Here is a 25,688-nt window from a genome sequence, read left to right on the forward strand (position 1 = left end):
CGACCGCCTAGATCCCGAGCGGCAGGGGCGCGTCCAGGAACCGCGAGTACGACTCGCCGAGTTGTTGCTCGACGACGTCCGCGGCCATCCAGAGGCCGCGCAGTCGACCCCGGATGACAACGCCCTTCTCCAGGTCGTGGCCCAGGAGCGCATGCCTCAACCGCCCGACGGGACCGGCCTCCTGGCCGGCCTGACTCGTCTCCACGATTCTCCGCGAGACGTCGTCGGGGTGGACGAATTCCAGGTAAGATCGTCCCGAAATCGGATCGGGGCCGGAGACGACCCGCGGCCTCGAGATCGGAACGCCGGGCGCGGGGACGGGGAGGGTCGTCGCGGCCGCGAGCAGCTCGTCATCCTCCCGGCCGTCGTAGCTGAGCCCCGCCGATCGTCGGTCTCTGGCCTCGATGACCCACGCGAGAGCGGAACGGATGGCCGCAGAGGGATCGAGGTCCGTGACGGTCTCCTCGTAGACCTCGAGGGATTTCAGGTCCCCGACCGAGGATGCCAGGACCTGGACTTCCAGGTCCATTCCGGCGTCGTCCTCGCTCGGGCACCAGCACGCGCGAACGCGCAGGTCGCCCCAACCCGCGGGGGCGTACGTCGCCTCGACGCGCGATCGAAACTGCTCGCTGCCGAGCAGAGACGCCTCGCCGAGCGCCCCGAGCCCGCGACGGCCGGTCGCCGCGATGCCGCGGAGGCAGAGGAACTCTCCCCCCGACCCGGCCCCGCAGGGACGGAGTCCGGGAGACGTGCCGTCCACCCGCAATTCCCACGGGCGACCGCCCCACTCCACGCGATAGGACGTCCCCGTTCGCTGCCAGTTCCTCTGTGCCACGTCGCTTCCTCGCCTCACGGCCCGACATCGCCCCGCTCGGTTCCGACTGCCCAATAGCATAAAACCCCGGCGACCCGTAGTGATACGGGTCGTCGGGGCCGGAACAGAGAAGAGGCCATATAATCGAAGCGGACGCTTCGGCCAGCCGACGGGCCGCGGATGGCATAACCCGTTCGGTCTGACGAGAGTTAGATTACTACCGACGACCTCATTGTCAAGACCCCGGCACAAGAAACCTCGACGGCCTCGATTCGTTCCCCAGGCCTCATCTCGGTCTGATACCGATCGACTTGGTTCGCCTGGGATGAGCACGAACGGGGACGGGATCGATCGAAGGGACGCATCAGGCGATCAGGTCCCTGAGGACGTGGCCGTGGACATCGGTCAGTCGGCGATCGATGCCGTCATGTCGGTAGGTGAGCCGCTCGTGGTCGATCCCGAGGAGGTGAAGAATGGTGGCATGGACGTCATAGACCTCGGTCCCTCGGCCTGGCTCGCGAGGCTTGTAGCCCCAGATGTCGCTCTCTCCCGCGCAGGAGCCGGGCTTGATCCCGCCTCCGCACAGCCATGTCGTGAAGGCGAACGGATTGTGGTCCCTCCCGCGGCCCGCCTGGGAGCTCGGCATGCGGCCGAATTCCGTCGTCCAGTAGACGATCGTATCGTCCAGCAGGCCGCGTTGCTTGAGGTCCCGGATCAGGGCCGAGGCGCCCCGGGCCATCCCCCGAGCGAGCGGCCCGTGGTCCCGTTCCACATCCTCGTGCGAGTCCCAGTTCCGGCGCGGGAATCCGTTGTCGTTGCCGCTCCAGACCTGGACGAAGCGGACCCCTCGCTCCAGCAACCTGCGGGCGATGAGGCATTTCAGCCCGAAATTCCAGGTCTCTTCCGGGGCATTGATCTGCGACGGCCACGACATCGGGCCGCCGTCGAGTCCGTAGAGTCTCAGGATGTGAGATGGCTCGTCGCGGATGTCGAGCGCCTCCGGCGCCGCGAGCTGCATCCGCGCGGCCAGCTCATACGATCGGATGCGGGCCTCGAGCCGGTCGTCGCCCGGTCGCACTGCCGCGTGTCGGCGATTGAGTCGTTCGAGCACGTGTCGTCCGTCGGCCTCGCCGGCCTGCGTCAGGAAGTCGGCGCGCGGATCGGGGAAGAGGTCGTGGATCGGCGTCGAGGAGGTCGGATCCAGGACAATCCCCTGGTGGCGGGCGGGCAGGAACGCGGCGTCCCAGTTCTTGGTGCCGTTCGAGGCGAGCCCGCGATGGTCGGGCAGCACGACGAAGGCCGGAAGGTCCTCGTTCAGCGACCCGAGCCCGTAGCTGACCCACGCCCCCATCCCCGGGAAACCCGGGCGATTGAAGCCGGTCGTCTGGAGGAGCGTCCCCTGGGAGTGGACGCCGGTCTTGCCGACCATGTTGTGAATCCAGGCGATCTCGTCGACGACCGATCCCAGGTCGGAGACGACGTCGCTGAGCGCCTTGCCCGTCTCCCCATACCGTCGGAACGTCCAGATCGGACGCAGCCAGGGGCCCAGTCCGTCCTGAAACGTCTCCACCGGCTCGCCGAAGTCGCTCGGCTGGCCGTGGCGCCTGATCAGCTCGGGCTTGAAGTCGAAGAGGTCCACGTGGCTGGCCGCCCCGGCCATGAACAACTGGACGACCCGTTTGGCCCGCGGAGCGTGATGGAGCGCGGCCCGCGTGACGCCCTCGGATCGCGCCTTTTCCGCATTCATCAACCAGGCCAGCGCCAGCCCGCCGAGGCCGCCGCCACTCCGACTGAGGAGCTCCCTTCGCGACAGCTCTCGACCCGCAGACGAGCACGGGGCCTGGGTCGTCGATCGCATGGATCCCCTCAGTCCACGAAGTGGAATTCGTTGAGGTTCAAGATCAGTCGGCAAGCGGCGGCAAGGCCGTGACGGCTCGCGAACTCGGCGAGCACCTTCTCCTCCTCGGCATCCGGCTCGCGCTGGAGTGCCAGGCGGAATGCGGCATCAACCTGGGCCTTCACGTCCCCCACCCCCTGGACCCGGGCCGCGAAGTGTCGCGACATGACCAGGATGAGCGCGTCATTGAGCTGAGCCAGGGCCTGCAAGGGGGTGATCGTCTGGTTCCTGCGATCGACGAGGAGCGAAGGATCGGCGCAGTCCATGGCAGCCATCCAGGGTTGTTGCTGGCTCCTCACCACGAAGCGATAGACGGAGCGTCGCCAGAGCGCGGGATCCTCGATTCCGGCGAGGTCATAACGGTAATGAGGCGAGTGATCGGGCCGCTCGATCACGAAATCCCGGAAGCTCGGCCCGCCGACCCGGCTGACGTCGAGCTTGCCAGCGACGGCGAGGATGCCGTCGCGGATGGCCTCGGCCTCGAGCTTGCGGCGATTCATCCGCCAGAGGAGACGATCCTCGGAATCGATCGCGCTCGCCTTCGGGTTGTCGATGTCCGACCGCTGGCGATAGGCCCGGCTCGTGACGATCAATCGATGCAGGGCCTTCAGCGAGCCCCCCGCGTCGTCGCGGAACCAGGCCGCGAGCCAGTCCAGCAGCTCGGGATGACTTGGGGTGCCGCCCATCCGGCCGAAGTCGTTGGCCGTGTCCACGATCCCGACGCCGAAGTGGAACTGCCAGACGCGGTTGACGATGCTCCTCCAGATGAGCGGATTTTCCTTTGCGGTCAGCCAACGCGCCAGGGCAGCCCGGCGATCGCCCTCCGGGGCATCATTCGCCAGGTCGAAGCGCGACCGAAGTCCGGCGACGGCGGAGAGCGAGCCCGGTCCGGCGGGCTTCCCGGGTTTTCGAACGTCGCCTCGGGCGAGGACGGTGATCGGTCGCGGCTTCCCCCCCGATGGGCCCGTTCCCACGAACGTCCCGGACCCGTGGTGCACCGTCCCCGCGAAGACCATCCGCGGCGGTGGGAGTCGATCGATCTCCGAGCGGATCCCGGCGAGTGCCGCCGTCGCCTCGTCACGCTCCCGGAGGAGCGTCTCGCCGACGGCCCGCCGGAGCACGAGATCTCGCTCGGCTCGAAGCGCGTCGATGTCGCCCCGCGGGCTCGACGGATAGATCCCGTCCGTCAGGTTCCCGCGCGACCAGCGGGGGGGAGCCTCGATGCTGTCGAGCGAGGTGACCGGCGCCCCGGCCGCCGCATCGCGGCCGTCCGCGTCCAGGACGAGCAGCTCGGCGAGCGCCAGGATGTAATCCCCCTGCCGGGGCGCCAACTTCGTGGCCGTGACGCGGACGAATCGGGCGCGAACGCCGGTGACTTCATACGCCCGCGAATCGCCGCGCGGATTCGGCTCGTCCCCGGCCTCGCGATCGACCAGGCGATGCGCCCCGGTTCGAAAGCTCGGGTCGTCGCCGGCTTCGACCCGATAGCGTCGGGGGAAACCAAAGCCCGCGCCGATGCCATTGAAGTCGTCCGTGCAGGGTGCCAGGACCACGCGGCGGATCTCGATCGGGCGCCCCAGGTCCACCTGGACCCACTTCGTCTCGCCTTCGGCCGCGGCGACGGCGCTGTGCCATCCGAACTCCGGCTTCCGGCCCGGACCCGAGGGCTGCTCCGCCGCGGCGAGCCTGGCCTGGACCACGGCGAGGTCCGGACCGCCGGTCCTGGCGATCTCGTCGGAGGCGCGATCCAGCCTCGCCTGGGCCGCCTTACGCCGACCTTCCAGATCGCGACGACTTCGTGCGATCGCGGGGTCCGCATCGTATGGCCTGTCGGCACGATCCAGCGCGGCGAAGACGGCCTGGAGCGAGTAGTAATCCTCCTGCGAAATCGGGTCGAACTTGTGGTCGTGGCACTGGGCGCAATGCACCGTGACCGAGCAGAAGGTGTTGATGGTGTTGCTCACCATGTCGTCGCGATCGAGGTGCCGCGCGATCTTGCCGTCGACCTTCGATTCCGCAAGCTCGGCATGGCCGATGAAGTCCCACGGGCCGGCGGCGATGAACCCGAGCGCCTCGATCCCCTCGGGCGTGTCGGGGAAGAGGACGTCCCCGGCGATCTGCTCCTGCACGAACCTCGCGTAGGGTCTGTCCGAATTGAAGGCGCGGATGACGTAGTCGCGATAGGCCCAGGCGTTCGGCCTCGGCTTGTCCTTGTCGTATCCGTGGGTCTCTCCGAAGTGCACGACGTCGAGCCAGTGACGAGCCCAGCGCTCCCCGTGGCGAGGTGACGCCAGGAACTCGTCGATCCGCCGCTCATACGCATCCGCCCTCGGATCGCGGAGGAAGTCGCGGACCTCCTCGAAGCTCGGCGGCAGTCCCGTGACGTCGAGGCTGGCGCGACGAATCAGGGTCCGAGGATCGGCCTCCGTCGCCATCGCCAGCCCTTCCCGCCGGAGCCTGGCGGACACGAACGCGTCGATCGGATTCGGAAACTCCGACGCCGGAATAGCGGGCCGAGAGATCGGTTTCCAGGCCCAGCCCTTCTCCGATCGGGCCCGCGAGGCCGGCGAGTCTTCGGGCCAGGGGGCGCCTTCCTGGATCCAGGTCCTGATGATCCTGCGTTCGTCCTCGGTGGGCCCGGACACCGAGCTGTCCCGAGGTGGCATGACGAGCTCCTCGTCCCGGCCGGAGATCGCCAGCCAGAGGAGGCTTTCGTCAGGCCGACCGGGCACGATGGCGGGCTCGCCTCGGCCTCCCCCCTTGAAGGCGGACGCCCGATCGTCCAGGCTCAGCCCGCCCTTCTGCCGGCCGGCCCCGTGGCAGCCCAGGCAGCGACGTTCGAGGATCGGCCGGACGTCGCGTGCGTAGTCGGCGGCCGGCGCCGGGATGGCACTCGTCGCGAGCACGAGCCAGAGCATGCTGACGCCGGGGATTCGGAGCAAGTGCGAGGACTCCTGCGCGGCAAGGCTCCGCGGAACGCCCCTGTCATCGGCCTCGATCGTGTGCGTCCAGGGATTTCCAGCTCATGCCGCGGAACGCCTCGGCCGCCGCGGCCTTGAGCGATTTCGCGTCCTTCGCCGGTGCGCTCGCCGGTGTGGTCCGCGAGGCGAACCCGGCATCACGGATCTCCACCAGGAGCGGGATCAGCCGACGGTACAGATCCACCTGACGCTCGTTCGTCGTCGCGCCGAATCGCAGGTTGTACGAGTTCATGAATCCGATCAGGTCCCCGACCGTCCTCGGCTTGCCATCGTCGACCTGGCTCAGGAACGCCTTCATGCTCGGGTCGCGGAGCAGGCGGCTCAGGCTGTCCAGCGTCGTCAGGTAATCCCGCGCCTCCTGATAGCCGATATCGAACTCCGAACCCTTCTTCGCGAATGCGGCCTTGAATTTCGCGACGGCCTCGCGAAGCCGAGCCAGGGTCGCGGGTGAGATCTCCCCCTTCCGGTCCTCGTCGAGGGCGGGGAGCACGGCGGCCTTGAGGGCCGATCGCTCCGTCTCGAAGGTCGGACGCATCAGAATCGAGGGCAGCGAGTCGGATCCCGACATCTCATCCAGGCAGCCCGTGATGGCCTCGCTGTCCCACTCGAAGGGGATCTCCCGAATCGCGTCGGCGCTGAGCGGGGCTCGGGAGAGTGTCGATTTCACGACCGTCGGGTCGGAATCGAGGATTTCGAGCAGGAGCCGGTTCAGCGTCGTGCCGTCCTCGACCGCTCGCTCGGCCACGCGTGCCTCTCGCTCTCTCTCCCTCCGGGCGAGCTCCTGCTCGTGGTCCTGGCGCAACTGGGCCTGACGGGCGCGGAGCGCCCGGTTCCATTTGACCATCGTCTCGACGTTGATCGCGTCGGCCTTCGCCTTCTCCAGCTCATAGGCCCCCTGGGCCCGTCCATAGGATCCGAGTGCCGCCATGTACCCGGCGCCGGGATCTGCACCCCATTTGCTGTACCCGTAGCCGCCGTAGCCGCCCGGGAACATGAACTGGGCGGAGGCGGTCGCAACGATCGGGAACACGGAAAGGCAGAAGGCGATGGCGAGGACGAAGCGACGGCACATGAGTATGACCTCGACGCGAGCCGGAATGACGCGATCAGATCATCGACGCTCTCGCCTCGATTGGAACGGAAACGCGGCCTCGCGTCCAGGGTCGGGCGACCTCGGGGATCCGAGAACGTGCGGGATCTCGTTCCCGGGGCGCTCAACGAGACATCATCGAGATCCGGAACCGATGCGGCGCCGGGGCCTGGACCTGGGGAAACTGGTAATACGCGGCCGCCTGGTCGGCCGAGCCGAGGACGAAGCCGGGCTCCTCGCGAACGTGGAGACGAGTCCCCTCGGCGGTCGGCTCGATGGCATCGAGGGTCCAGCAATGGCTCGTCCCGTCGCCGTGCTCGATGATCAGGGTTCGGCAGGCCGGCGCCGCGGTGGCCTCGAGCGACTCGGTCGTGACGAACCACCCGAGGCTGTGCGCGCTGGCCCTCCGCTCCGAGCCGACGATCGTCCCTCGGAGGCTCGGCTGGGAGACGAGCTTGCCCGCCGCCTCGGCGAATGTGCCGCCGGCCAGCACGACGGAGCCCTCGCGGATCCGGAGCGCAACCCCGTCGAAGGCGACGCGTCGCCCCGTCGACAGGACGACCTTCCGGATCTTCCCCGGCTCCAGGTTCACGATCAGATGTTCGGGCCCGTCTGCCGTCTCGATGGTGAGGACCACGGCCCCCGGCTCGGACGCGACCCGGCCGACCCGGACAAGCGCGGGGATCGTCCCCCCGATCGGCTCGAAGAGCGACACGAAGACGGAGTGGAGTTCCCCCCCATCCTCGGCTCGCCGTCGAATCAAGAGGCTGGCCCGTCCGACCGACCCGGCGGAATCGCTGGCCTTCTCGCCGGCCGTCGGGTCGGGGCTGGTCGCGGCGATGGCGATCGCGGGAAGGTCGCCCAGGATGTGCAGGCGAAGCCCGGAGGTTGGCCCCTTGCCGCTCTTGTTGTCGTCCCGGACCAGGCTCGCCACCGTGGGCTTCACGAGCCTCGCCCGAGAAGTGGGATGGAATTCACCGTAGGCCTGGACGAACCAGCGACCGTCCTCCGGGCGTGAGGAGGGGAGGAAGGTGAGGCCGGCGGGCAGGAGACTGGCCGGCGGTCGTTCCGCCGCCGCGGAGGTTGCCCATCTCGCGGCCGGCCCGGAGGCCGAATGAAAGAGCTGGTCATGCTGCGTGCCGCCGCGGACCTCGAATACCGAAACGGCGTACCGCGAGGTGCGGCCCGCGCTGGCGACGACCGCGTGCGCGTATCGGGTCGCGGAGATCGGGTATGCTCGCGAGTCGTCCGCGAAGGCGACCTGGAAATCGGGATCGGCGGCGAAGAAACGGAAGTTGCTCCCCGCCACGGCCTCCGCGGCGGCCCTCGGCTGCTCGCGCTGATTGAGGCCGTCCACCACGACCGCATTGTGGCTCGCCGTGGCGAGACGCCAGCCCCGGACATCCGCGCCCGACTCGTCGAGGTCGCCGAGCATCGGCCGCCCGGCCACGGCGAGTCGCAGGGCGAGCCGCTGAAAGTGGGGACCGCCGAAGCTGTCCTGGCCCAGGAGATCCACATCCATCGCGTTGTCGCCCTCGCCGACGGCGAGCCTGGCCAGTCCCGCGGCACCGAGCAAGATCGGGCGTCGATCCCCCTCGACCTCGCGGTCCGGCCAGCTCGCCTGCACGACTTTGCTGCCCCGCGGTCCGATCCGGAGCACCCCCTCGGCCTTCCTCGCGAGCTGGAGGATCGGCGGCCAGGCGCGACCCGCCGGCGCCGCCGTGGACGCCGGCCGCACCGCCACGTCCTTGGCCAGGACGTTCGCCATCCAGGTGTCGAGCTGCGCGAGGACTCGCGAATGGGAGCCGAGCTGGCCGTCACGCCAGAAGCCGTCGTAATAGAAGCCCCGCGAGGCGAATCCTTCGAGCCTGGCCATCGAATCGGCGATCAGCGCGTCGTTCCCGAGCAGCCGTCCCACGACCTGCATCCCGCGATAGACGTTGAGCGCATCCTCGGAGAAGTCATCCGGCTGCTGGCGTGCCATCTCGGCGGCGGAGAGGAACAGGTCCCGGTCCACCGTCTTCTCCGGCGAGGGTTCTCCCAGCAGCTCGCCCGCGCGGCCCCAAGCCGGATCGCCGCGAAGGAGGCAGCGGGCGACGACCAGGTTCGCCGGCACCTCGAGGCTGCCGTTCCATTCCCAACGGGCCATCTCGTAGTTCGGGTGCAGGGGAGGTCGCAGCCGCGAAGGCTGGAGGATCTTGGCGCGGTCCGGCTGATCGACGTGGGTCGCGTAGCGCGGATACACCTGGGCGAACCGCAGCATCAGGACGCAGGCGATCGTCGAAAGCCTCGGATCGCGCTGGGCCGGCGGCCTGGCTCGAAACTCCGCGGCACAGTAGAGGGCGGCTCGCGCCAGGAACCTTCGGGCCTCGTAGTCCCGCCGGGCCTGGAGGTAGAGCCGCTCATCCGCATAACGCGCCTCGGCCTCCACGACCTGGTGGTAGGGATAATGGTGAACGACCCCGGGCACGACCTCGACGGCCTCTTCCGGCGGCTCCTTCCGGTCCCCCTTCGCCGGGAACTTCTCGTTCGGCACGGCCGCCTTGCAGAATCGGCAGGTGACGACCTTCGGATTCCGGATCGTCCAGGAAAGGGGCTCATCACGCTCCTTCGCACCGCAGGCCGGGCATCGGCAGTACCGCAATCCGGCCTGGATCGGCACGAGCTCGGAAAGGTCGCGCGGACCGAGCTGGAGGAGGGCCTTCGCGTCCGGGCTCGCCCAGAATTCGGCCCTCCACGGCTCCGGGAGCTGGAAGTGATCGAGGATCGACGCGTCGCCGGCCGGCGGGCCCTCAGCCTTGGCGAGGGGTGCGGCGAGTAGGGCCAGGAGGGCTCCGCAGGCGAGCGCGAAGGCTTGACGCGTCGCTCGCCGCTGAATCCGTCCGATCCGACGGGCTCCATCCCTTCGCATCCGCCAGTCCTTCCGTGAGGAGAGAGGAACTCAGGCCTGGGAAAGGGCCGTGTCGCGGCGGCCTGGCTCCAGGCGATAGAGGACGACCGGTCCGGCAGACTCTCCCTCGGCGAGACGGAGCTGGTCGCGACGCTGACGAGCCCTCGCCAGCAGGGCCTCGCGATGCGCCTCGCAGGCAAGCCCGTAGTTCTTCAACTCGCGGCTGGTGCCGTCCGACCAGGTTGCACCAACCTTGTAGACTGCGGGATGGGGACACCCCGGCGTGGAGCACGTCGGCTGGTAGTGGAACGAGCTGCTCTCGGCCATGGCAAGTCTCCTCGAGACTCCGAAACGGCGGGCACGCCTCGACCGCAGCGACGAGGGCAGGCCGCCCCTGGACGATGCTAACGCTCCGACGTCTCCGAGGCAACGCCGCCGCCACCCCGGGGCGACGCGTTGGCAAGGACCGCAGGCCGGCCGCCGAGGGAGAGGTAGCTCAGGATGAGCGCCGCGGCGATCAGGGCCACGGCGAGCTTGGCCGCGTACGGCAACGCGGACGCGGAGACGAAGCCCTCGATGAAGGCGGCGGCGATGAACAGGATCACGGAGACGCCCAGCGCCGGCAGGGCAGCCGCCGCCTCGCGGCGGAGCGACTCCAGGCGAGTCTGGCCCCGAGTGTCGATCAGCCCCCAACCCATCCGCAGGCCGGCCGCACCGGCGAAGACCAGGGCGGTGAGCTCGCAACTCGAATGGGCCGTCACGAACGTGAAGAAGTTCCGCGCATGGGGGGACGTGGCCATGTGCCCGAACATCGTCCCCAGGCCGATGCCGTTGGACAGGAGCTGCGCCAGGCTTCCCAGTCCGAACAGGATCCCCCAGGCGAAGCACTGCAGGCCGATCGACGCATTGTGCTGGATGTAGAACCCGGCCATGATCGCATCGTCGCGACCCAGCGACTCCGAGCCGGGACCGGAGAGGGGCTGCGCGTACATGTGGTCGATCTGTTCGAGGGCCTGTTCCCCCGCCACCTGCCGCGCGAAGTCCGGCTGGGCCGCCGCGGCGAGCGCGGCGAACAGGAAGGACACGAGGAAGACCGCCGCCGCGATCCTAACCGCGGGATCGCCCCGGAGCTGCCTGGGGGCCTCATCGAAGAGCGCCCGGCCCAGGTCCCGTGGCGAGAACCCCCGGGTTCGATAGAGGACGTTGTGCGATCGACCGACCAGCCCGTGGAGGTAGGTCACGGTCGCTCGGGGAAGATCGTGAGCCTCGGCGAGCATCAGGTCGGTGCAGACCCCGCGGTAGAGCTGCCCCAGGCGCAGGACCTCCTCGGCGGAAGCCTTGCGCGGGCGACTCGCGCCGAGCCGCTCGACCAGGCTTTCCAGGTCCTTCCACGCGGCTTCTCGCCCCTGCAATCGTTCGCCGACTCGCATCCGAGACTTACTCCCCCAGGAAGACACGCTGGTAGACCGCGCAGAGCACGGTATCGGCGGGAAGGTTCGGAGGCAGCCCCAGGTCCCTGCACAACGGCGCGGCCAGCGGGGCGGCGATCTCTTCACGGAGCGCCCGGCCGAGGTGCCGGCGACGGCTCGCGTAATCCGAGAGGGCCAGCGCCAGCGACGATCCGACGGCGATCCGAGCGGGCAGACGCTCGACAAGCTCTCGGATCGCCGGCTCATTGATGCGAACCAGGCCGAGCCGGGGCCTGCGCTCCTCGACGATCACGATGGTACCCGCCGCCAGGTCGCCGAGTCGCTGGAATCGTCTCGTCAGGAGCATGCTCGAGAGCCCGAGCAGGTACGCGAACGGCACGGGGCCGTCCACCGAGCCGACGAGGTTCCGCAGGATCGCCTGCGGTCCGCTGATCGGGACGCCCCGCTCCGAGACGACCCTTAGTCCCAGGGCCTTCTTCCCCGGCGTCTGACCGTCGAGCACACCCTCGAAGAAGGCGCCGTATCCCCAGGTGAGGATGAAGAAGAAGACCATCACGAGGCCGACTCCCGAACTCCCGACCAGGCTGACGGAGAGGATGAGGGCCCCGATCGAAAGGGCGACGAGGATGCACGCGTCGATGAGGTAGGCGGGAAAGCGGCGGAAGGGGCCCGCCAGCGGGAAATCGAAGGAAATCCGCTCCGGTGTTTCGAGGCGGACCGACCCGTCGATCGCCGAGCCCGACGACGCGGGCACGTCGGGGGCCGTGTCGAGGCTGGGTGCGATGGGGGCGTTCATGGATGCCCATCGTAGCGTCCGCGGCGGGATACCGGCAATGGAGGCGGAGGAACCCGAGGGGCCATCGGCCCGGGCATTTCGTGGGTCGGATCACTCGGAGGCGGACGCGGACGGGTCGCTGCCGGTGTCGACGACCTTGGAGCTGATCGGGGTGTTCCGCTTCAGCTTGGCGATCAGCTCCTCCCGGCCCTTCCGGATCTTGTTCATCATGATGGTCCGGCGTAGTTGCTCCTGGATTTCCTCGAACGAGGCGGGGCCCGCGTCGCGACGGCTCTCCACCTTGACGATGTGGAGGCTGGAGGGGCCTTCAAGGATCGGGCTGATCTGGTTCAGCGGCAGCGTGGAGAGGGCCTGGTTGACGGACTCAACCGCGTAACTCCCCGGCGACGTCTGCATCAGGCCGCCCTGGGCCTTGATGGCGCTCGGGCCCTCGCTTTCCGCCTTCGCCAGCGCGGCGAAATCCTCCCCCTTGCGGAGCCGGGCGAGGAGCGATTCGGCCTTGCGACGCGCGTCGGCCGGGTCGGGATGCCCGCCGGTCTCCACGATCAGCTCACGCCAGGTCACCTGGGCGGGGCGATCAAATTCACGATCATGCATGTGTTCGCTATAGTATTTGAGCATTTCGGGGAGCTCGACCTTACGGCAGTCGATCAGCTTCTGCTCGAGGAACGCCTGGGCCAGGAACTCCTGCCGGAAGCTCTGCCGAAGCGCGTCGAGCGACTTGCCGGACTCCGCCATCTTGTCGCGAAGCTGCGTCTCCGTCTCGACGAGATACCGATGCATCATGATCGGCAGCTCCTGCTCGCGGAAGTACTGGTCGGCCGCCGCGTAGAGCCGATCGAGCTGCTTCGGGTTCTTGAGGATCCGCTTGGCCTCCTGGGTGATGAGGGTGCGCTCGATGAGTCCGGTGAGGACGACCTTGGCGACCATGGTCAGCTCGGCCGGGGTGGGACGCTGGCCGGGCGCGATCTTGCCGATCCTCTCCTGAACCGCGACCACCAGGTCGTGATAGGTGATGACCTCGTTCCCGACCCGCGCGGCCGAACCGCCGGCCTGCTTCCAATCCCGGTTGATGTCGGATTCCTTGAGGGTGTCCGGGTTGTAAGATGCCTTCACGACGCCGGCCCCGGGTTGCGCCGGGGCGGCCGGGGACGTCGTCGATGCCTGCGGTTGTGGTGTGGCGGACGGCTCGGGGGCCATCTCGAGCGGAGGCTCTCCGCCGGTTGGAGGCGCCGTGGGGGCCGAGTTCGGGTTCGGGCCGGCCGCCGGCGGCGGCTCGACGGGGGGGGCGACGTTGGGATCGGGGCCCAGGAGCGGATCGGCGGTCGCGGCGGCGACCGGTCCGTCCTTTCGATCGCCCGGCCCTGCTTCGACACCGCTTGCCGTCTCGTCGATCGGGGGCAGCTCGGCCGGCGCGGCGGCCGCCGTGCTCGCGTCGGCATTTCGCGCCGCCGACGTGCTCGCCGCGGGGGGCTGGTGCGCCGGTGCAGGCTCGGCGGGCGGAGTCCCCATGTGAGGGCTCGACGGCGAGGGCCGAACCGACTGGGTGCGGTCCGGCGCGACGCTCGCCTCCATGGGAGCGGGCGATTCCTGGGGGATGAAGTTCCCCGACCACTTGCGGTTCCTCGGGTCGCCGAGTGCCGTCCTCTGGACGGCCCGATCACCCGTTCCTCGATTGATCGTGTCGCTCAGCACCGGGACCGGCTCCAGTCCCACGGGACGGGCCGCCCCGGGCGGCTGCGGCAGGGTCGGTCGCGGCTGGGCACAACCGGCCGCGAGCAGGCTCAGTAATCCGAGGGCAATTCGTTGTTTCATCTGTCCCACATCTCCATCCTTGGAGACTTCGAGCGGCGAGCGGCGGACGGGGCACTTGAGGGACGAGCCACGGCCGCGGTCCATGCGCGGACTCGTCCCGACGACGCATTTCCGATCCCTGTCGAGTCCCGGTCCCACGGTCCTTAGAGATGTGACGGGGCCGGCGTGGATCCCGGTCCGGCGGTCCCTTCCGCGCAGGCGAGTCCCGCCGCGATCGGAGTACCGGCCCCAACATAACCGAATTGGATCCTCCGGCAAGGTCGATCGGCGCGCATTCTCTCCGCCCCCCCGCCCTCGCCCGTGGGAGTTCACGACCGGGATCCGCTCAACGCGATGCCATGGCCCGGGGGGGAGCCGGTCCGAAGCGTGCGGCCGGCCCCCACGCCGTCCGCTCCAGCCAGATGAGCGTCCCCGAGTTCCCGTGGAGGACATGCACGGGGCCGCCGTCGGCCCGCCAGCCGCGCCCGTCCTCATCGATCTGATACTGCTCGGGGGGCCGGCCCGCCAGCGCGTAGTTCCAGCCTCGATCGATGATCCTGACGGCCTCCGGATGGTCATGCCGGTACAGGTTCATCGCCGGCTGGTCGGCCCAGAAATCCATGCCCCAGAGGGCAGGGGACCGGAGCAGGTCGACGCCGGCGCGGCAATAGGCCATCAAGCTGCCCGGCGTGCCGGCCGCGAAGCCGCTGTTCAGGAAGGTCTGGGACGACATGATCCGGAAGGTCTCCTCGCGGGCGACCGGGTCGATGACATAGTCCGACCACGTCCGAATCACGGGGTTCTCGGGGTAGCTGAGCGGCTCCGGGCAGACGAGGAGTCGCTCCGGGTCCTCGGCCACGAGATCCCAGAGCGGGCCGAGCCGCGACTGGAAGAGGACGTCGCCGGCATCCCAGTACCCCACGGGCGTGTCCGCGGGCCAGTCCGCGAGCACCTTCGGGAAATCGTCGAGGCGTCGAAGCGCGGGGCAATCCCCGTTCGCCGGGATGGAGACGACCGTCAGCCCGTCCAGGGCCTCGAGCTGTTCGGTCTCCATGGGGCTCAGCCCGTAGGCAAAGGCCCAGACATGCTCCTCGTTCCCGGACTCCCTGAGCGTGGTCATGAACTGCTTGCGAAAACGACGCTGGTCGCGGCGGTCGAAGGCGGCAAGGATGCGGCCGGCGGGACGAGGCCGTCTTGCGCCCACTGGAGTCGACGCCGGCACGGTGTGGGCTGTCGCGCAGGCCGGCTGGTTGACGGCTGGATCGGCGAGGGGACGATGCCAGGCCCGCGCGGCGCGATGATAGCCGATGCCGCGTCCAGAGGTCCGCAGGTCGTGGCAGCAGCAGAGGCACTCGCAACGTCCCGGCTCCCAACGGAACGTGATGCTGTTGAGGGCCTGGCGGCGAAAGAGAATCGCGGCCATCCCGACGTGGGTGGGATAGTCCCAGTGTTCCCATTCCCTCGCCATCTCCCCGGCGCTATCGGCCGCCAGGGCCGCGAAGGAGGGTCGCCGGCGGAGCCCATCGACGAGGGCGGCGACGCAGTCGGGCTCCAGGACGACGTCGTCGTCCACGAACATGACCAGGGGCGCCGTGCCGATCGTCTTCATCTGATTGCGGGCGCGAGCGATCGTGGCGTGACGATGCGGGTCATCCGGCAGGCGCGGCCCCGTGCTGCGATGCACATTCAGCCGCACGCCCCGCTGGGATGCGATCCCGCGCCAGACATCGTCTCGCGGCGGCGAGAGATCCCGGCTGAGCAAGACCAGATCGACGATCATGGACTCTCCACCATGGGGTCCTGCGGCCGACGCGGATCAACGGGCCATCCGGGGACGTCGGCCTCGGCCGCGATGAAGCACACATCACCTCCCGTGGGGGCATGCCGAGAGGGCCTGCGCCTTCTTGATGCTGGCGCAGCCCCGGGCCGGCGAATAGCTCCCCTCCGCGCTCGCCGCCGCCGAGATCAGGCTCTCGTGGCGCGTGAGGACCGGTGCGTTCTCCGGCACATAGATGATGCCTCGCGTCCCCTGCGGGAGCCGGACCTCGTAGGCCACGTCGTCCGCCTTCGGGTCCCACTTGAGCGAGCCGATCAGGTCGCGGATCTCGCCGGGCCTCACGATCGTCGCCTCGGAGAGCCAGCACGGTTCGTCGCCGCCCCATCCCGCCTCCGCCGCCTCGTCCTCGTCCACGAAGCGGACCAGCTTGATGTCGGGGATCGAGACGAATCGGGTCACGGTGTGCGTTTGGCTGAGATGCTGGACCGACTTGAGGTAATACCTCGGGTGGCGGTCCCTGGCCTTGGGATCGGTCGGGCCCGGATACCGGATCAGGAAGATCTCGCCCGTGGCGGGATATGGACCGGGGAGGGACACCGTGCCGACGAGGTCGAAGGCGAGGGCCTGCCCCTCGCTGAACTCCAGGGAGGGGACGGGTTTCGAGGCCATGGGGCGGCTCCACAAGGGGTGATGGCGGCGTCGCGGGTGGTTCGGAACGGGCATCGGGCCGAGCACTTGGGACTCATGATCCCGGGGCGACAGGGAGGCCGACCCATCGTATGCAGACAAGATGATCCGGGCGCGGTCGGTGCCTGTCAAACCATTTCCGGCTGAAATCCCCGGGGAGATCATGAGTACGGTTGTTCGCGCCTTCGACTCCCTTTACGCAGGCGGCGGGAAGAGATTACACGGCTCGCCACGAATCGGGATCGCGGGTCCGGGGACCGCGAAAGCGGCCGAAAGAATCGACGGAGGAGGCAACGACTTGCCGTCGTCACCTCGAGACGGGCTGCGTCGTTTGGGCGGCTCGCGGCCTGGGGAGCGTGCGGACGACGCGGAAGCCGTAAGTCCCCTCGGAGTAGTTGGCGCTGGCCGCGTATCGGTGCGCGGACCTCGCCTGTCCCGGTGAGTAGCAGAAGGCTCCGCCGCGGAGGGCCCGCGCCGGACGGTCGCCGAACTCGCCGCCGCCGGGCAGGTCGAGGACGGCCTCTCCGGGACCGAGTGCCAAGGGGTAGGGGGCGGGATCGAAGCCGTCGGATACGCCGTCGTGGCACCATTCCCAGACGTTGCCCAGGGTGTCGAAGAAACCCCATGGGTTCGGCAACAGGCGGCCGACCGGCCGGGTGCGGTCGTCGGAATTCAGCCATGTCCAGCCGTATCGCGGGAAGAGTTCCGCCGAGTTCCCGAAGAATCGGGACGTCGACGTTCCGGCGCGACAGAGGAACTCCCACTCCGCCTCGGTGGGCAGACGGTAGCCGGTCCGTTCGACGGCGCCCGAGTCGAGTGCCATCCCCGGGATGATCGCGTCGGGATAGCACGCCTGGTCCCAGGGAATTGCCGGGTCCTGGGCGCTGAGCCAGTTGCAGAACTGTGCGGCCTGATACCACGACACGCCGTTGATCGGGCAGGAATCCTCGAGGCTGTACGCGCCGTCGGGCTTGCTGCCGAGATCGAAGGCGCGGAACTGCTCGATGCTGATCTCGCAGACGGTCGCCTCGAAATCCCGCCCGATCGACCGATAGTGGGGCGTCTCGAGGTCGCGCCGCCCCGCCTGGCCCAACGGAGATCCCATGAGGAAGGGGAGAGACGGACGGCAGGTTGCGAACGTCAGCCCCAGCGGGCCGATCCGCCATCCGGCCCGGGAGTCGACACGCGGCCTGTCGATCAACTCCCGCCGCGCCCGGTCCAGCCGGCCGGCGTCCATCCGCCGCAAGAGCAGCTCGGCCGCGGAATGCACGCCGGGATCCGGATCGTCGCGGTAGGACGCCGCGGCGGCCTCGAGGACGGTCGACCTCTCCTCCACGGACTTCTCCTTGGCCGCGATCTCCGCCCAGATCATCAGGACGGCCTGGCGCACGCCCGGGCGCGGATCCGCCGACCGGATGCGGTTCAGCAACCGGCCGCGAGCGAGCGTCATGGTCGACAGGCGATCGATGATCACCGAACGGACCCTCAGGTCCGCCCCGTAATCCAGGAGGGCGGAGAGCGGGCCCTCGATCTCCAGCAGATCGAGCGCGATCGACGCGATGGCCTGGCGGCCGACCAGCGGCTCGTCCACGACTCCGGCCAGCTCCGGACTCACGAGCCGGTCGGCCAGCACGGACCGGAAGGTCGGCTCGGAGGACCTCTGCCGATCGAGCTTGAGGAGCCGGCCGAGGAGGATCTCGGCCGCGTCCGGCTGGCTCTCGACGAGGATCGCGGCGAGCCGCCTCGGGTCCTCCTGCCGCTGCAAGATGTCGCCGATCATCTCCGAGGCCGAGGCCCGCTCCACCGGCGTGGCGGACGGATCGCCGCAGGTCGTTCGCAACGGATCGACGAGGTCCACTTCCGCGTGCCCGAGGAGGCGCAGCCAGCCTGGCGACTGACGGACGTCATCGAGCAGCGCCTTCGCGACGTCGCCCGAAGCATCCCCCGGGATCGATCGATCGGCGGGGAGGAGATATCGCAGCGTACACGCCGCGCGGAGGCGAACGCCGCGCGCGGCCCGCGGGTCCGCGAGGGTTTCCCGGAGCTCGGCGAGCCCCGCCGAATGGAGGTCGCTCGCCAGGATCCCTCGGATCAGCTCGACTCGATCCGGATCCTCAGCCTTGATGAGGAGCTGGCGGAGATACTCGCCCCGGTCCCGGTTCGGCCGGAACCGATAGAGCAGCATGCCGGCCACGGGCTCGTCGACCCCGTCCTCCTTGCGGCGGCGCTCCAGCCGCTCGAGCTCGCCGACGACGAGGTTCTCATAGGGGCCGAGGCTCTCCATGCGGTCGAGGAGCACCTGGTCCTTCGCGAACAGGACCGAGCTCAGGGCGGACCTCGATTCGTAGCTCTTGAGCGTCTCGAACCAGCCCACGAGGATCGCCGCGATGAGGATCGCCGCGATCGCCAGGCGTGACAGGTGATACCGGCCCGAGGCTTTCATCAGCCGGCGTTCCTCGGCCGTCCACCGGCTCCGCGGCAGGGAGGTGAGGATGCCGGCGAACTCCAGGAGCGACGGCAATCGATGGACAGCCGGCTCGCGGGTCCAGGATGCGGTCACCGCCTGCAGCCGCAAGCGCGCCCGGCCGTCGCGGGTGCCGAGCGCCCTGCGCTCCAGCCACTGACGGACCGGCCGGATGAGGTAGTCGTGGGCGAGCTGGTAGTGCGTCTCGCTTGCGCGCGGACCGGGGGCGCCCGACCGGCCGGCGGCCGCCTCGCGGCCCGGTCGGGCCTCGACGGAGGTGATCAGACGCAGGTCGGTCTCCAGCAGCCGGAGCAGCTCCGCGAACTCCTCGGGGCGATCGTCGCAGCGGGCGGCGACCCGCAGCGACTCGATCGACCGGGGGGATTCGCGGATCGCGGAGGCCGGGGCCGGCAGGAGCTGCCCGAGGATCGCCTCCGCGTCCTCGCGCCGGAATCGAGACGCGGACGCGGACGTGACCGGATCGAAGACCTGCTCCAGGAACTTGACGCCGATCCCCTCCATGCCGCCGAGCGCCTCCAGCGTCTCCGCGGTCCAGGGCCTGTGCCGGATGACCTCGACGAGGAGGCTCAGGCGGACCGGGACCACGCGGTGATCCGGCCCCAGCAGGCCGACGGCCGCCGCGTCCAGGAACCGGTCATTCGCATCCTTCGCCGGCGGAGTTCCGACCTCGAGCTGCCCCAGCGAGCGGCCGAATTCCTCGAGGACCTTGCGGGCATGCCGGGTGTCGAAGAGCTCGACCGCCGCCGCATTGACCCCCTCCATGAGGGGGATCTCCACGGCCCGCATCAGCCGCGTGGTCGCCATCCAGTATTCGTCGCGGACCAGGATCAGGGCCTGGAATCGCCTCCCGTCGCAGTGCCGGAGCGCGCGCACCAGCGTGTTCGACATCTCCAGCGGTCGGCCCTGCAGCCACTGCTCGAACTGGTCGAGGACCAGGAGGATCTTCTTCCGCAGCCGCAGCTCCGGGTCGTCGCGGATCATGCCGATGGCGTCGGCCAGGTCCAGGTCGGCCGGCAACTGGGGCGCCAGCAGCCGGATCTCGGCGAGGAGACGATCCTCGAGGCCGTCGGGCGTGGCGTCGACGACGATCGGCTCGACGAGCCGGCGATCTCGGAGCGGCAGCAGGCCCGCCCGGACGAACGAGGACTTGCCGCCGCCCGACGGGCCGTAGAGCACGCCCACGCTGAAGGGGCGGGCGGACTCTCCCCCCTCAATCCGGAGCTTCCAGAAGCGGATCGACTCCGGCAGCCCGTCGCTGCCGCGCGGACCCGGCAGGAGCGAGAGGAAGGACCCCGCATCCTCGCCGGTGAACGACCTCATGCCCCGGGGGATGGCGGGAGGACGTTCGCCGCACTCCTCATCGGGCCGGGCGCCGGTGAGCCAGCGGCGGAGCTCCGAGGCGAGGTCCGCGGCGGTCAGATAGCGATCGGTCATCGGCCTGGAAAGGCACTTCATGCAGATCCGTTCCAGCTCCCGCGGGATGAACTCGCCGAACTGCCGCGGCGGCCTCGGCTCGCGGTTGAGGATCTCCCGGAAGCACTCCGAGGTCCGCCGGCCGCGAAACGGGAGGCGGCCGGTGAGGCCCCGGTAGAGGATGACGCCGAGCGCCCAGATGTCGGTCCGGCCGTCCAGCCGGTTGGTTTCGCCCCGAACCTGCTCCGGCGCCATGTAGGGGACGGTGCCGGCGACCTCGCCGCGGAGCAGCCGGGCGATCTCCTCGTCGATCGCCAGCCCGAAGTCGCAGACTCGGGGATTGCCCAGGGCATCGAGGAGGATGTTCGAGGGCTTCAGGTCGCGGTGCGTCAAGCCGGCGTTGTGCGCGTGGTGCACGGCGGCCGCCACGTCGGCGACGAGCCTCGCCAGCCGCCCGGGCTCGATCCGACCGCGGCTCATCAGGTTCTCGAGCGTCTGCCCGGCCACGTATTCCAGGACGATGAAGCCGTCCACGACCCCGGGATCGTCGCCCGCCTCGCCGCTCGGGGGGACGAACTCGTGGAGCCGAACGATGCCGGGGTGGTCCAGGGACCGTAGCCGCCTGGCCTCATCGGCGAGCGACATCAGCCGACGCCGGCCGCGCGGGTCGCCGGGCCTCGCCGTCTTGATCGCGACGTCGCGGCCCCGCTTCTCGTCGTGAGCCAGATAGACCAGGAAGTTGCCGGTGCCGAGCAGCCGTATCGGCCTGAAGCGGCCGATCCTCTCGGGCAGATGCTCTCCCCCGCCGGGGCGGTCCCAGAAGACCGATCGGTCCCCGGTCGTCACCACGTCCGTCCGGTCCAGGACCTCCATCGAGGCGAACCCCGTCGACTGGTCCCGCCCGATCAGCGGGTGGATCGAGGTCCTGGCCATCGGCGAGACCTCGCTCAGGATCGTGCGGACGATCTGGGCGTGATCGCCGAAGCGGACCTCGTAGTCCTCCGCTTCGGGACACTGGCCGGAGAGCCGACGCAGCTCGATCTCCCGCGCCAGGAGCTCGCGGAACAGGGCCGTCCGGGCCAGGATGGTCGAACGACTCAGGTAATCCTCGATGCGCGGGCTCTCGCCGGCACGCCAGGCGTCCTCGAACGAGTCGCAGACCTCGTCGATCTTCTGGAGGAGCGTCAGGGGGAGCAAATCGGAGGACATGGGCCGATCTCCCCGGTGGCGCACTCGCGACTCGCGCAACACATGACAGCCCCGCGTCAATCGAGCGGCCAGTATTGGACCGTATCGGCGGGCTCGATGCAAGCAAATTGCCGGGTCTCACGAATGTCCGAATGTCGCGGGCGTCGATGCCGGGCCGGCCCGGGCCCGGCTCAGGCACGCGTGCTCAGCATCGAGCGGACGACGGAGGCGATCCGGGACGGCGCCAGGGGTTCGTCTCCGAGCGGGACGTAGGCACGCTTCTCATCGACGATCCGCACCCGGCCGGGATGGCGTCGGGCCAGGGCCTCGATCTTCCGCCGGTCGCGGTAGGAGAGCACGACGTACTCCCCCTCGATGTGGATCCGCTCGATCCGCCAGTTGCCGGCGAGGATCCGCAGCTCCGCCTCGGACAGGAGGTTCTCTCCGGGCCGGGGGATCGGCCCGAACCGGTCCCCCAATTCCTTGCGGAAGTCCGCGAGGTGGTCCAGGCTCCGGAGCCGCGCGAGGCGGCGATAGAGCTCGAGCTTCACCCGTGGCCCGGGGACATAGTCCCTGGGCAGATAGGCCCGCCACTTGAGCTCGACGGAGCAATCGAAGAGCGGCTTCTCCGGCTGCTTCGTCAGCGACCGGACCGCCGTCTCGAGCATCGAGCAGTAGAGCTCATAGCCGACGCTCTCGATGTGCCCGGACTGCTCCGGCCCGAGGATGTTCCCGGCCCCCCGAATTTCCAGGTCCCGGAGGGCGATCTTGAAGCCCGCCCCCAGCGACGTGAACTCCTCGATCGCCTTCAGCCGCTTCACGGCGTTGGGCGTGACCGGCCGGTCGGACTCGAGCAGGAGGTACGCATAGGCCCGGTGCTTGAACCGCCCAACCCGGCCGCGAAGCTGATGCAGGTCCGCCAGGCCGTATTTATCCGCCTCGTTGATGAAGATCGTGTTCACATTCGGAATATCGAGGCCACTTTCGATGATCGTCGTCGCCAGGAGGATGTCGAACTTGCGGCGGATGAAGTCCAGCATCGTCCGCTCCAGGGCCTCGCCCCCCATCTGGCCGTGGCCGATGGCGATCCGGGCCTCGGGGACGATCTGCTGGATCCGCTCGGCGACCTGGTGGATGTCGTGGATCCGGTTGTGGACGAAGTAGACCTGGCCGTCTCGGTTCAGCTCGCGGTGGATCGCCTTCCGGATCGTCTCGGCGTCGAACCGAAGGATCTTGGTCTCGATGGCCTTGCGATCCGGGGGCGGCGTCTCCAGGTTGGAGATGTCGCGGATCCCGAGCAGGCTCATGTGCAGCGTCCGCGGGATCGGCGTGGCCGAGAGGGTGAGGACGTCCACCGTGGAGCGGAACGTCTTCAGCCACTCCTTGTCCTCGACCCCGAACCGCTGCTCCTCGTCGATCACCACCAGGCCCAGGTCCTTGAAGGCGACGTCCTTCTGGAGGATCCGGTGCGTCCCGATCAGGATGTCCACGCCGCCGAGCGAGGCGCGCTTGAGGACCTCGCGGACCTCGGACCGCGGGCGGAACCGGTTCACGACCTCGATGTTGAACGGGAACTCGCCCATCCGGGCGGAGAAGCTGCGGTGATGCTGCTCGGCCAGGATCGTCGTCGGCACCAGGACCGCCACCTGCTTGCCCGCGTCCACGGCCTTGAACGCCGCGCGGATGGCGATCTCCGTCTTGCCGTAGCCGACGTCGCCGCAGATCAGGCGGTCCATCGGCTTCGTCTCGGCCATGTCGCGCTTGGTGGCGTCGATGGCGTGCAACTGGTCGGGCGTCTCCTCGAACGGGAAGGCGGCCTCGAACTCCGCCATCCAGTGGCTGTCTTCCTTCGGGTAGGCGAATCCCGGCTGGCTCGCCCGCTGGGCATTGATGTCCAGCAGCTCCTGGGCCAGGTCCACCACGGCGTCCGCGACCCGCTTCTTCCGCTTCTCCCAGGACGAGGCGCCGATCTTCGAAAGCGGCGGGGCCGCCTTGCCGCCGCCGACGTACTTCTGGACCAGGTCGATCTTGGCGATCGGCACGTACAGCTTCGTCCCCTCGGCGAACTCGAGGAGCAGGGTCTCCTCGGCGTGCTCGTCCGACCGATCGACGAAGTGGAGGCCCAGATAGCGGGCGATCCCGTGGTTGACGTGGACGACCAGGTCCCCTTCGTTGAGGTCGAGGAAGCTGTCGATCGCCCGGCTCTCGTACCGCCGCCGCGTCACCGGCCGGCGGACGTCCGCGCGGGCGAAAAGTTCATGGTCGGCGATGACCATCGTCGAGGCATCGATGAGATGGAAGCCGGCGCGGATGCGGCCGATCGCCCGGAGCAGGCGTCCCTGACGGGCGAGCTCGGTGTCGGCGAACACCTCGCCCAGCCGCTCGACCTCGGCGGCGTTGTGGCAGGCGATGAGGACCTTCTCGCCCGCGGCGGCCCCGTCCAGCTCCGCCTTGACCTTCGCGAGGTCGCCGGAGAACCGTTCGACGCTCTCGATCCGGAGGTGGCACGTCGCCTCCAGCGAGTCCGCCGAGAGCGCGGAGATCGCGATCGACGGGAATCGGATCAGGCGGGCCATGGTGCTTTCGACCGAGTAGAGCCCGCGGGTGTCGTCCAGGCGGCCCAGGTAGTGCTTCCCCTCGTCGCGGAGGTCGGGCAGCTCCAGGAGGGCCACCCAGGTGCCTTCCGGGAAGTAGTCGCTCGGGGGGACGAAGCCCGCCAGGGACTTCTCGTCGAAGACCGGGGGGATCGTGAGGGTCACGCTCTCCCATCGGTCGAGCGATCGCTGCGACTCGGCGTCGAAGGGACGGATGGACTCGACCTCGTCGCCGAAGAACTCGACGCGGACGGGGTCGTTCGCGTCGCTCGGGTAGACGTCCAGGATGCCGCCGCGGAGGCTGAATTCGCCGGCGACCTCCACCACCTCCGAGCGCTGCATGCCGCGATCCAGGAGCCATGAAGCCAGCTCCTCGACGGGGATCGAGTCCCCGACTGCGATCCGCCGCGACATCCCCTTCAGCGTCTCGGGACCCGGGACCGGCTGGAGCAGGGCCTGGATGGTCGTGACGACCAGACGCGGCGGCATCGCGCCCGACAGCCGGTTCAGGACGCGGAGCCGACGGCCGGAGATCTCGTCCGAGGCGTCCTGCTCGCGGGGGAGCTTCTCCCAGGCGGGGAAGGCCTCCGGCGCGACCCCCGCGAAGACGGTCATGTCGTCGCGGAAGTCATCGAGGTCGCCGTTGTGGGCAAGGACGACGACCAGCGTCGTGGGCGCGTGCAGCCCGAGGGCCGCGGCGGCGAGCCCCGCGGCCGATCCCCACGCCCCGTCGAGCGTCGCCGCCTTGCCGTTCCGGAGCGCGGCGATCATCTCCGGAAAGCCCTCGGCGAGCTGGATCTGCCGGGTCAGCTCCTTGAGGTCGCCGAGCCCGGCCGCGGGATCGGCGGCGGCGGTGGCGGGAGTGATCCGCGAGACCGAATGGGGTTTTCGGGGAGATAATCGGGGCATCGGATTCCCGGCCCTGGGGCGAAATCAGTCGGATGACGAACGCTCAGGAATTGTAGTTGCCGGCTGGTCCACGGACCACCGCGACCGGCCGGAAGGCCCGGGAGGGACGGCATGCCGGGGCTCCGCTCGGGCGACGGCGGCCGTGCGGAGACCGGCCCTCTCGGCGTGGATGCGACCGATCACGGATGCCAGATCCTCGAGGTCGAGCGGCACGTCCAGGCAGGCGTATGCTCCCGCGGCCTTCGCCTCCGTGACGAGTGCCCGATCCGCGATCCCGAGCAGCGCGATCACGGCAGACTGCCGCGCCCGCCGCTCGAGGACGGCCGTCCAGCCCGGTTCCAGTACGGGAACGTCCCAGACCATGACGTCCGCCCGACCGCTCGCCTGGGTCAGGATGACTTCATGCAGCCCCGGATCGGGCTGGCTCCTCGATCGGATTCCCAGCCCCTCGAGCCCTTCCGCCAGGGCGTCACGGAGGGCCCGATTGCTGCTCACGACATCCACCGTCAGGCCGCGCGTGCCCACTCTGCCCGAACCCCTGGGATCCATGCCCAGCCGCCTCCGGGCCTGGCCGTCGAGCGTCTCCGCCGCGACGGCCTCCGGGATCAGCAGGCAAGATAGCCGCGCGCAACGTTCCAGCTCGGCATACCGCACCAGCGGGCCGTAGCAGAGCACGATCCCGGGCGCCAACTCGGTCCTGTCATCCGGGTCGGGCGGGACCCAGGATTCGATCGAGGCGATGTCCGCGTCCGACAGCCGCGACCGGTGGACGATCAACAGACTCGGTGGATCGGCCATCCGATCGGCCGACGGCAGATCGCCCACGACGGATCGAATAGCCAGGCCGGGAAGGCCCCGGATCGAATCCGCGATACGCGCGACCCAGGGATCGTCCAGGTCGCCCAGGAACCAGACCGGCCGGCCGATCTCCTCCATCGCTTCC

At 69.3% G+C, this 25,688-nt stretch carries 14 protein-coding genes; all 14 read right to left on the reverse strand.

The annotated features are described in order from the left end of the window. Positions 1-7: 7 nt before the first annotated feature. Positions 8-835 (reverse strand): hypothetical protein, encoded by an 828-nt coding sequence (locus G6O54_RS06980; RefSeq protein WP_165222204.1) that lies wholly within the window; start codon positions 833-835, stop codon positions 8-10. Between the two features lie 343 nt (positions 836-1,178). Beyond that, on the reverse strand, positions 1,179-2,672 hold the full coding sequence (locus G6O54_RS06985; protein ID WP_165222207.1) for a DUF1501 domain-containing protein: 1,494 nt from the start codon (positions 2,670-2,672) through the stop codon (positions 1,179-1,181). 8 nt (positions 2,673-2,680) lie between these two features. Further along, positions 2,681-5,653 (reverse strand): DUF1553 domain-containing protein, encoded by a 2,973-nt coding sequence (locus tag G6O54_RS06990; RefSeq protein WP_205678689.1) that lies wholly within the window; start codon positions 5,651-5,653, stop codon positions 2,681-2,683. Between the two features lie 43 nt (positions 5,654-5,696). Next, positions 5,697-6,764, reverse strand: a complete 1,068-nt coding sequence (locus tag G6O54_RS06995) for a hypothetical protein (protein WP_165222210.1) — start codon at positions 6,762-6,764, stop codon at positions 5,697-5,699. A gap of 142 nt (positions 6,765-6,906) precedes the next feature. Then, positions 6,907-9,693, reverse strand: coding sequence for a heparinase II/III family protein (locus tag G6O54_RS07000; protein ID WP_165222228.1), 2,787 nt, complete (start codon positions 9,691-9,693; stop codon positions 6,907-6,909). A 30-nt stretch (positions 9,694-9,723) separates the two neighbouring features. Next, positions 9,724-9,999: a hypothetical protein gene (locus G6O54_RS07005; protein WP_165222231.1), complete on the reverse strand. Its 276-nt coding sequence runs from the start codon at positions 9,997-9,999 to the stop codon at positions 9,724-9,726. Between the two features lie 77 nt (positions 10,000-10,076). Further along, positions 10,077-11,102: a stage II sporulation protein M gene (locus G6O54_RS07010; RefSeq protein WP_165222234.1), complete on the reverse strand. Its 1,026-nt coding sequence runs from the start codon at positions 11,100-11,102 to the stop codon at positions 10,077-10,079. Between the two features lie 7 nt (positions 11,103-11,109). After that, positions 11,110-11,898, reverse strand: a complete 789-nt coding sequence (locus tag G6O54_RS07015; protein ID WP_165222237.1) for an RDD family protein — start codon at positions 11,896-11,898, stop codon at positions 11,110-11,112. 90 nt (positions 11,899-11,988) lie between these two features. Further along, on the reverse strand, positions 11,989-13,713 hold the full coding sequence (locus G6O54_RS07020) for a peptidylprolyl isomerase (RefSeq protein ID WP_165222240.1): 1,725 nt from the start codon (positions 13,711-13,713) through the stop codon (positions 11,989-11,991). Between the two features lie 325 nt (positions 13,714-14,038). After that, complete coding sequence (locus G6O54_RS07025; RefSeq protein ID WP_165222243.1) at positions 14,039-15,472, reverse strand: glycosyltransferase family protein; 1,434 nt, start codon at positions 15,470-15,472, stop codon at positions 14,039-14,041. 84 nt (positions 15,473-15,556) lie between these two features. Further along, the gene (locus G6O54_RS07030) at positions 15,557-16,138 is read right to left on the reverse strand and encodes a hypothetical protein (RefSeq protein ID WP_165222246.1); all 582 of its coding nucleotides are present in this window, start codon (positions 16,136-16,138) and stop codon (positions 15,557-15,559) included. 325 nt (positions 16,139-16,463) lie between these two features. Continuing rightward, the gene (locus tag G6O54_RS07035) at positions 16,464-21,263 is read right to left on the reverse strand and encodes a protein kinase domain-containing protein (protein WP_165222265.1); all 4,800 of its coding nucleotides are present in this window, start codon (positions 21,261-21,263) and stop codon (positions 16,464-16,466) included. 170 nt (positions 21,264-21,433) lie between these two features. Beyond that, a complete protein-coding gene (gene mfd, locus G6O54_RS07040) occupies positions 21,434-24,745 on the reverse strand; it encodes a transcription-repair coupling factor (protein ID WP_165222268.1) in 3,312 nt (1,103 codons plus the stop codon). A gap of 24 nt (positions 24,746-24,769) precedes the next feature. Then, the gene (locus G6O54_RS07045; protein ID WP_165222271.1) at positions 24,770-25,681 is read right to left on the reverse strand and encodes an ANTAR domain-containing protein; all 912 of its coding nucleotides are present in this window, start codon (positions 25,679-25,681) and stop codon (positions 24,770-24,772) included. Positions 25,682-25,688: the final 7 nt, after the last annotated feature.

This window comes from Aquisphaera insulae, assembly GCF_011064615.1.
Lineage (GTDB): Bacteria > Planctomycetota > Planctomycetia > Isosphaerales > Isosphaeraceae > Aquisphaera > Aquisphaera insulae.

What these genes read in the sequence shown, in the direction of transcription:
- G6O54_RS06985 (WP_165222207.1), bottom strand. Translation starts at nt 2,672, where the DNA reads ATGCGATCGACGACCCAGGCCCCGTGCTCGTCTGCGGGTCGAGAGCTG.
- G6O54_RS06995 (WP_165222210.1), bottom strand. Translation starts at nt 6,764, where the DNA reads ATGTGCCGTCGCTTCGTCCTCGCCATCGCCTTCTGCCTTTCCGTGTTC.
- G6O54_RS07000 (WP_165222228.1), bottom strand. Translation starts at nt 9,693, where the DNA reads ATGCGAAGGGATGGAGCCCGTCGGATCGGACGGATTCAGCGGCGAGCG.
- G6O54_RS07005 (WP_165222231.1), bottom strand. Translation starts at nt 9,999, where the DNA reads ATGGCCGAGAGCAGCTCGTTCCACTACCAGCCGACGTGCTCCACGCCG.
- G6O54_RS07010 (WP_165222234.1), bottom strand. Translation starts at nt 11,102, where the DNA reads ATGCGAGTCGGCGAACGATTGCAGGGGCGAGAAGCCGCGTGGAAGGAC.
- G6O54_RS07015 (WP_165222237.1), bottom strand. Translation starts at nt 11,898, where the DNA reads ATGAACGCCCCCATCGCACCCAGCCTCGACACGGCCCCCGACGTGCCC.
- G6O54_RS07020 (WP_165222240.1), bottom strand. Translation starts at nt 13,713, where the DNA reads ATGAAACAACGAATTGCCCTCGGATTACTGAGCCTGCTCGCGGCCGGT.
- G6O54_RS07025 (WP_165222243.1), bottom strand. Translation starts at nt 15,472, where the DNA reads ATGATCGTCGATCTGGTCTTGCTCAGCCGGGATCTCTCGCCGCCGCGA.
- G6O54_RS07030 (WP_165222246.1), bottom strand. Translation starts at nt 16,138, where the DNA reads ATGGCCTCGAAACCCGTCCCCTCCCTGGAGTTCAGCGAGGGGCAGGCC.
- G6O54_RS07035 (WP_165222265.1), bottom strand. Translation starts at nt 21,263, where the DNA reads ATGTCCTCCGATTTGCTCCCCCTGACGCTCCTCCAGAAGATCGACGAG.
- mfd (WP_165222268.1), bottom strand. Translation starts at nt 24,745, where the DNA reads ATGCCCCGATTATCTCCCCGAAAACCCCATTCGGTCTCGCGGATCACT.
- G6O54_RS07045 (WP_165222271.1), bottom strand. Translation starts at nt 25,681, where the DNA reads ATGGAGGAGATCGGCCGGCCGGTCTGGTTCCTGGGCGACCTGGACGAT.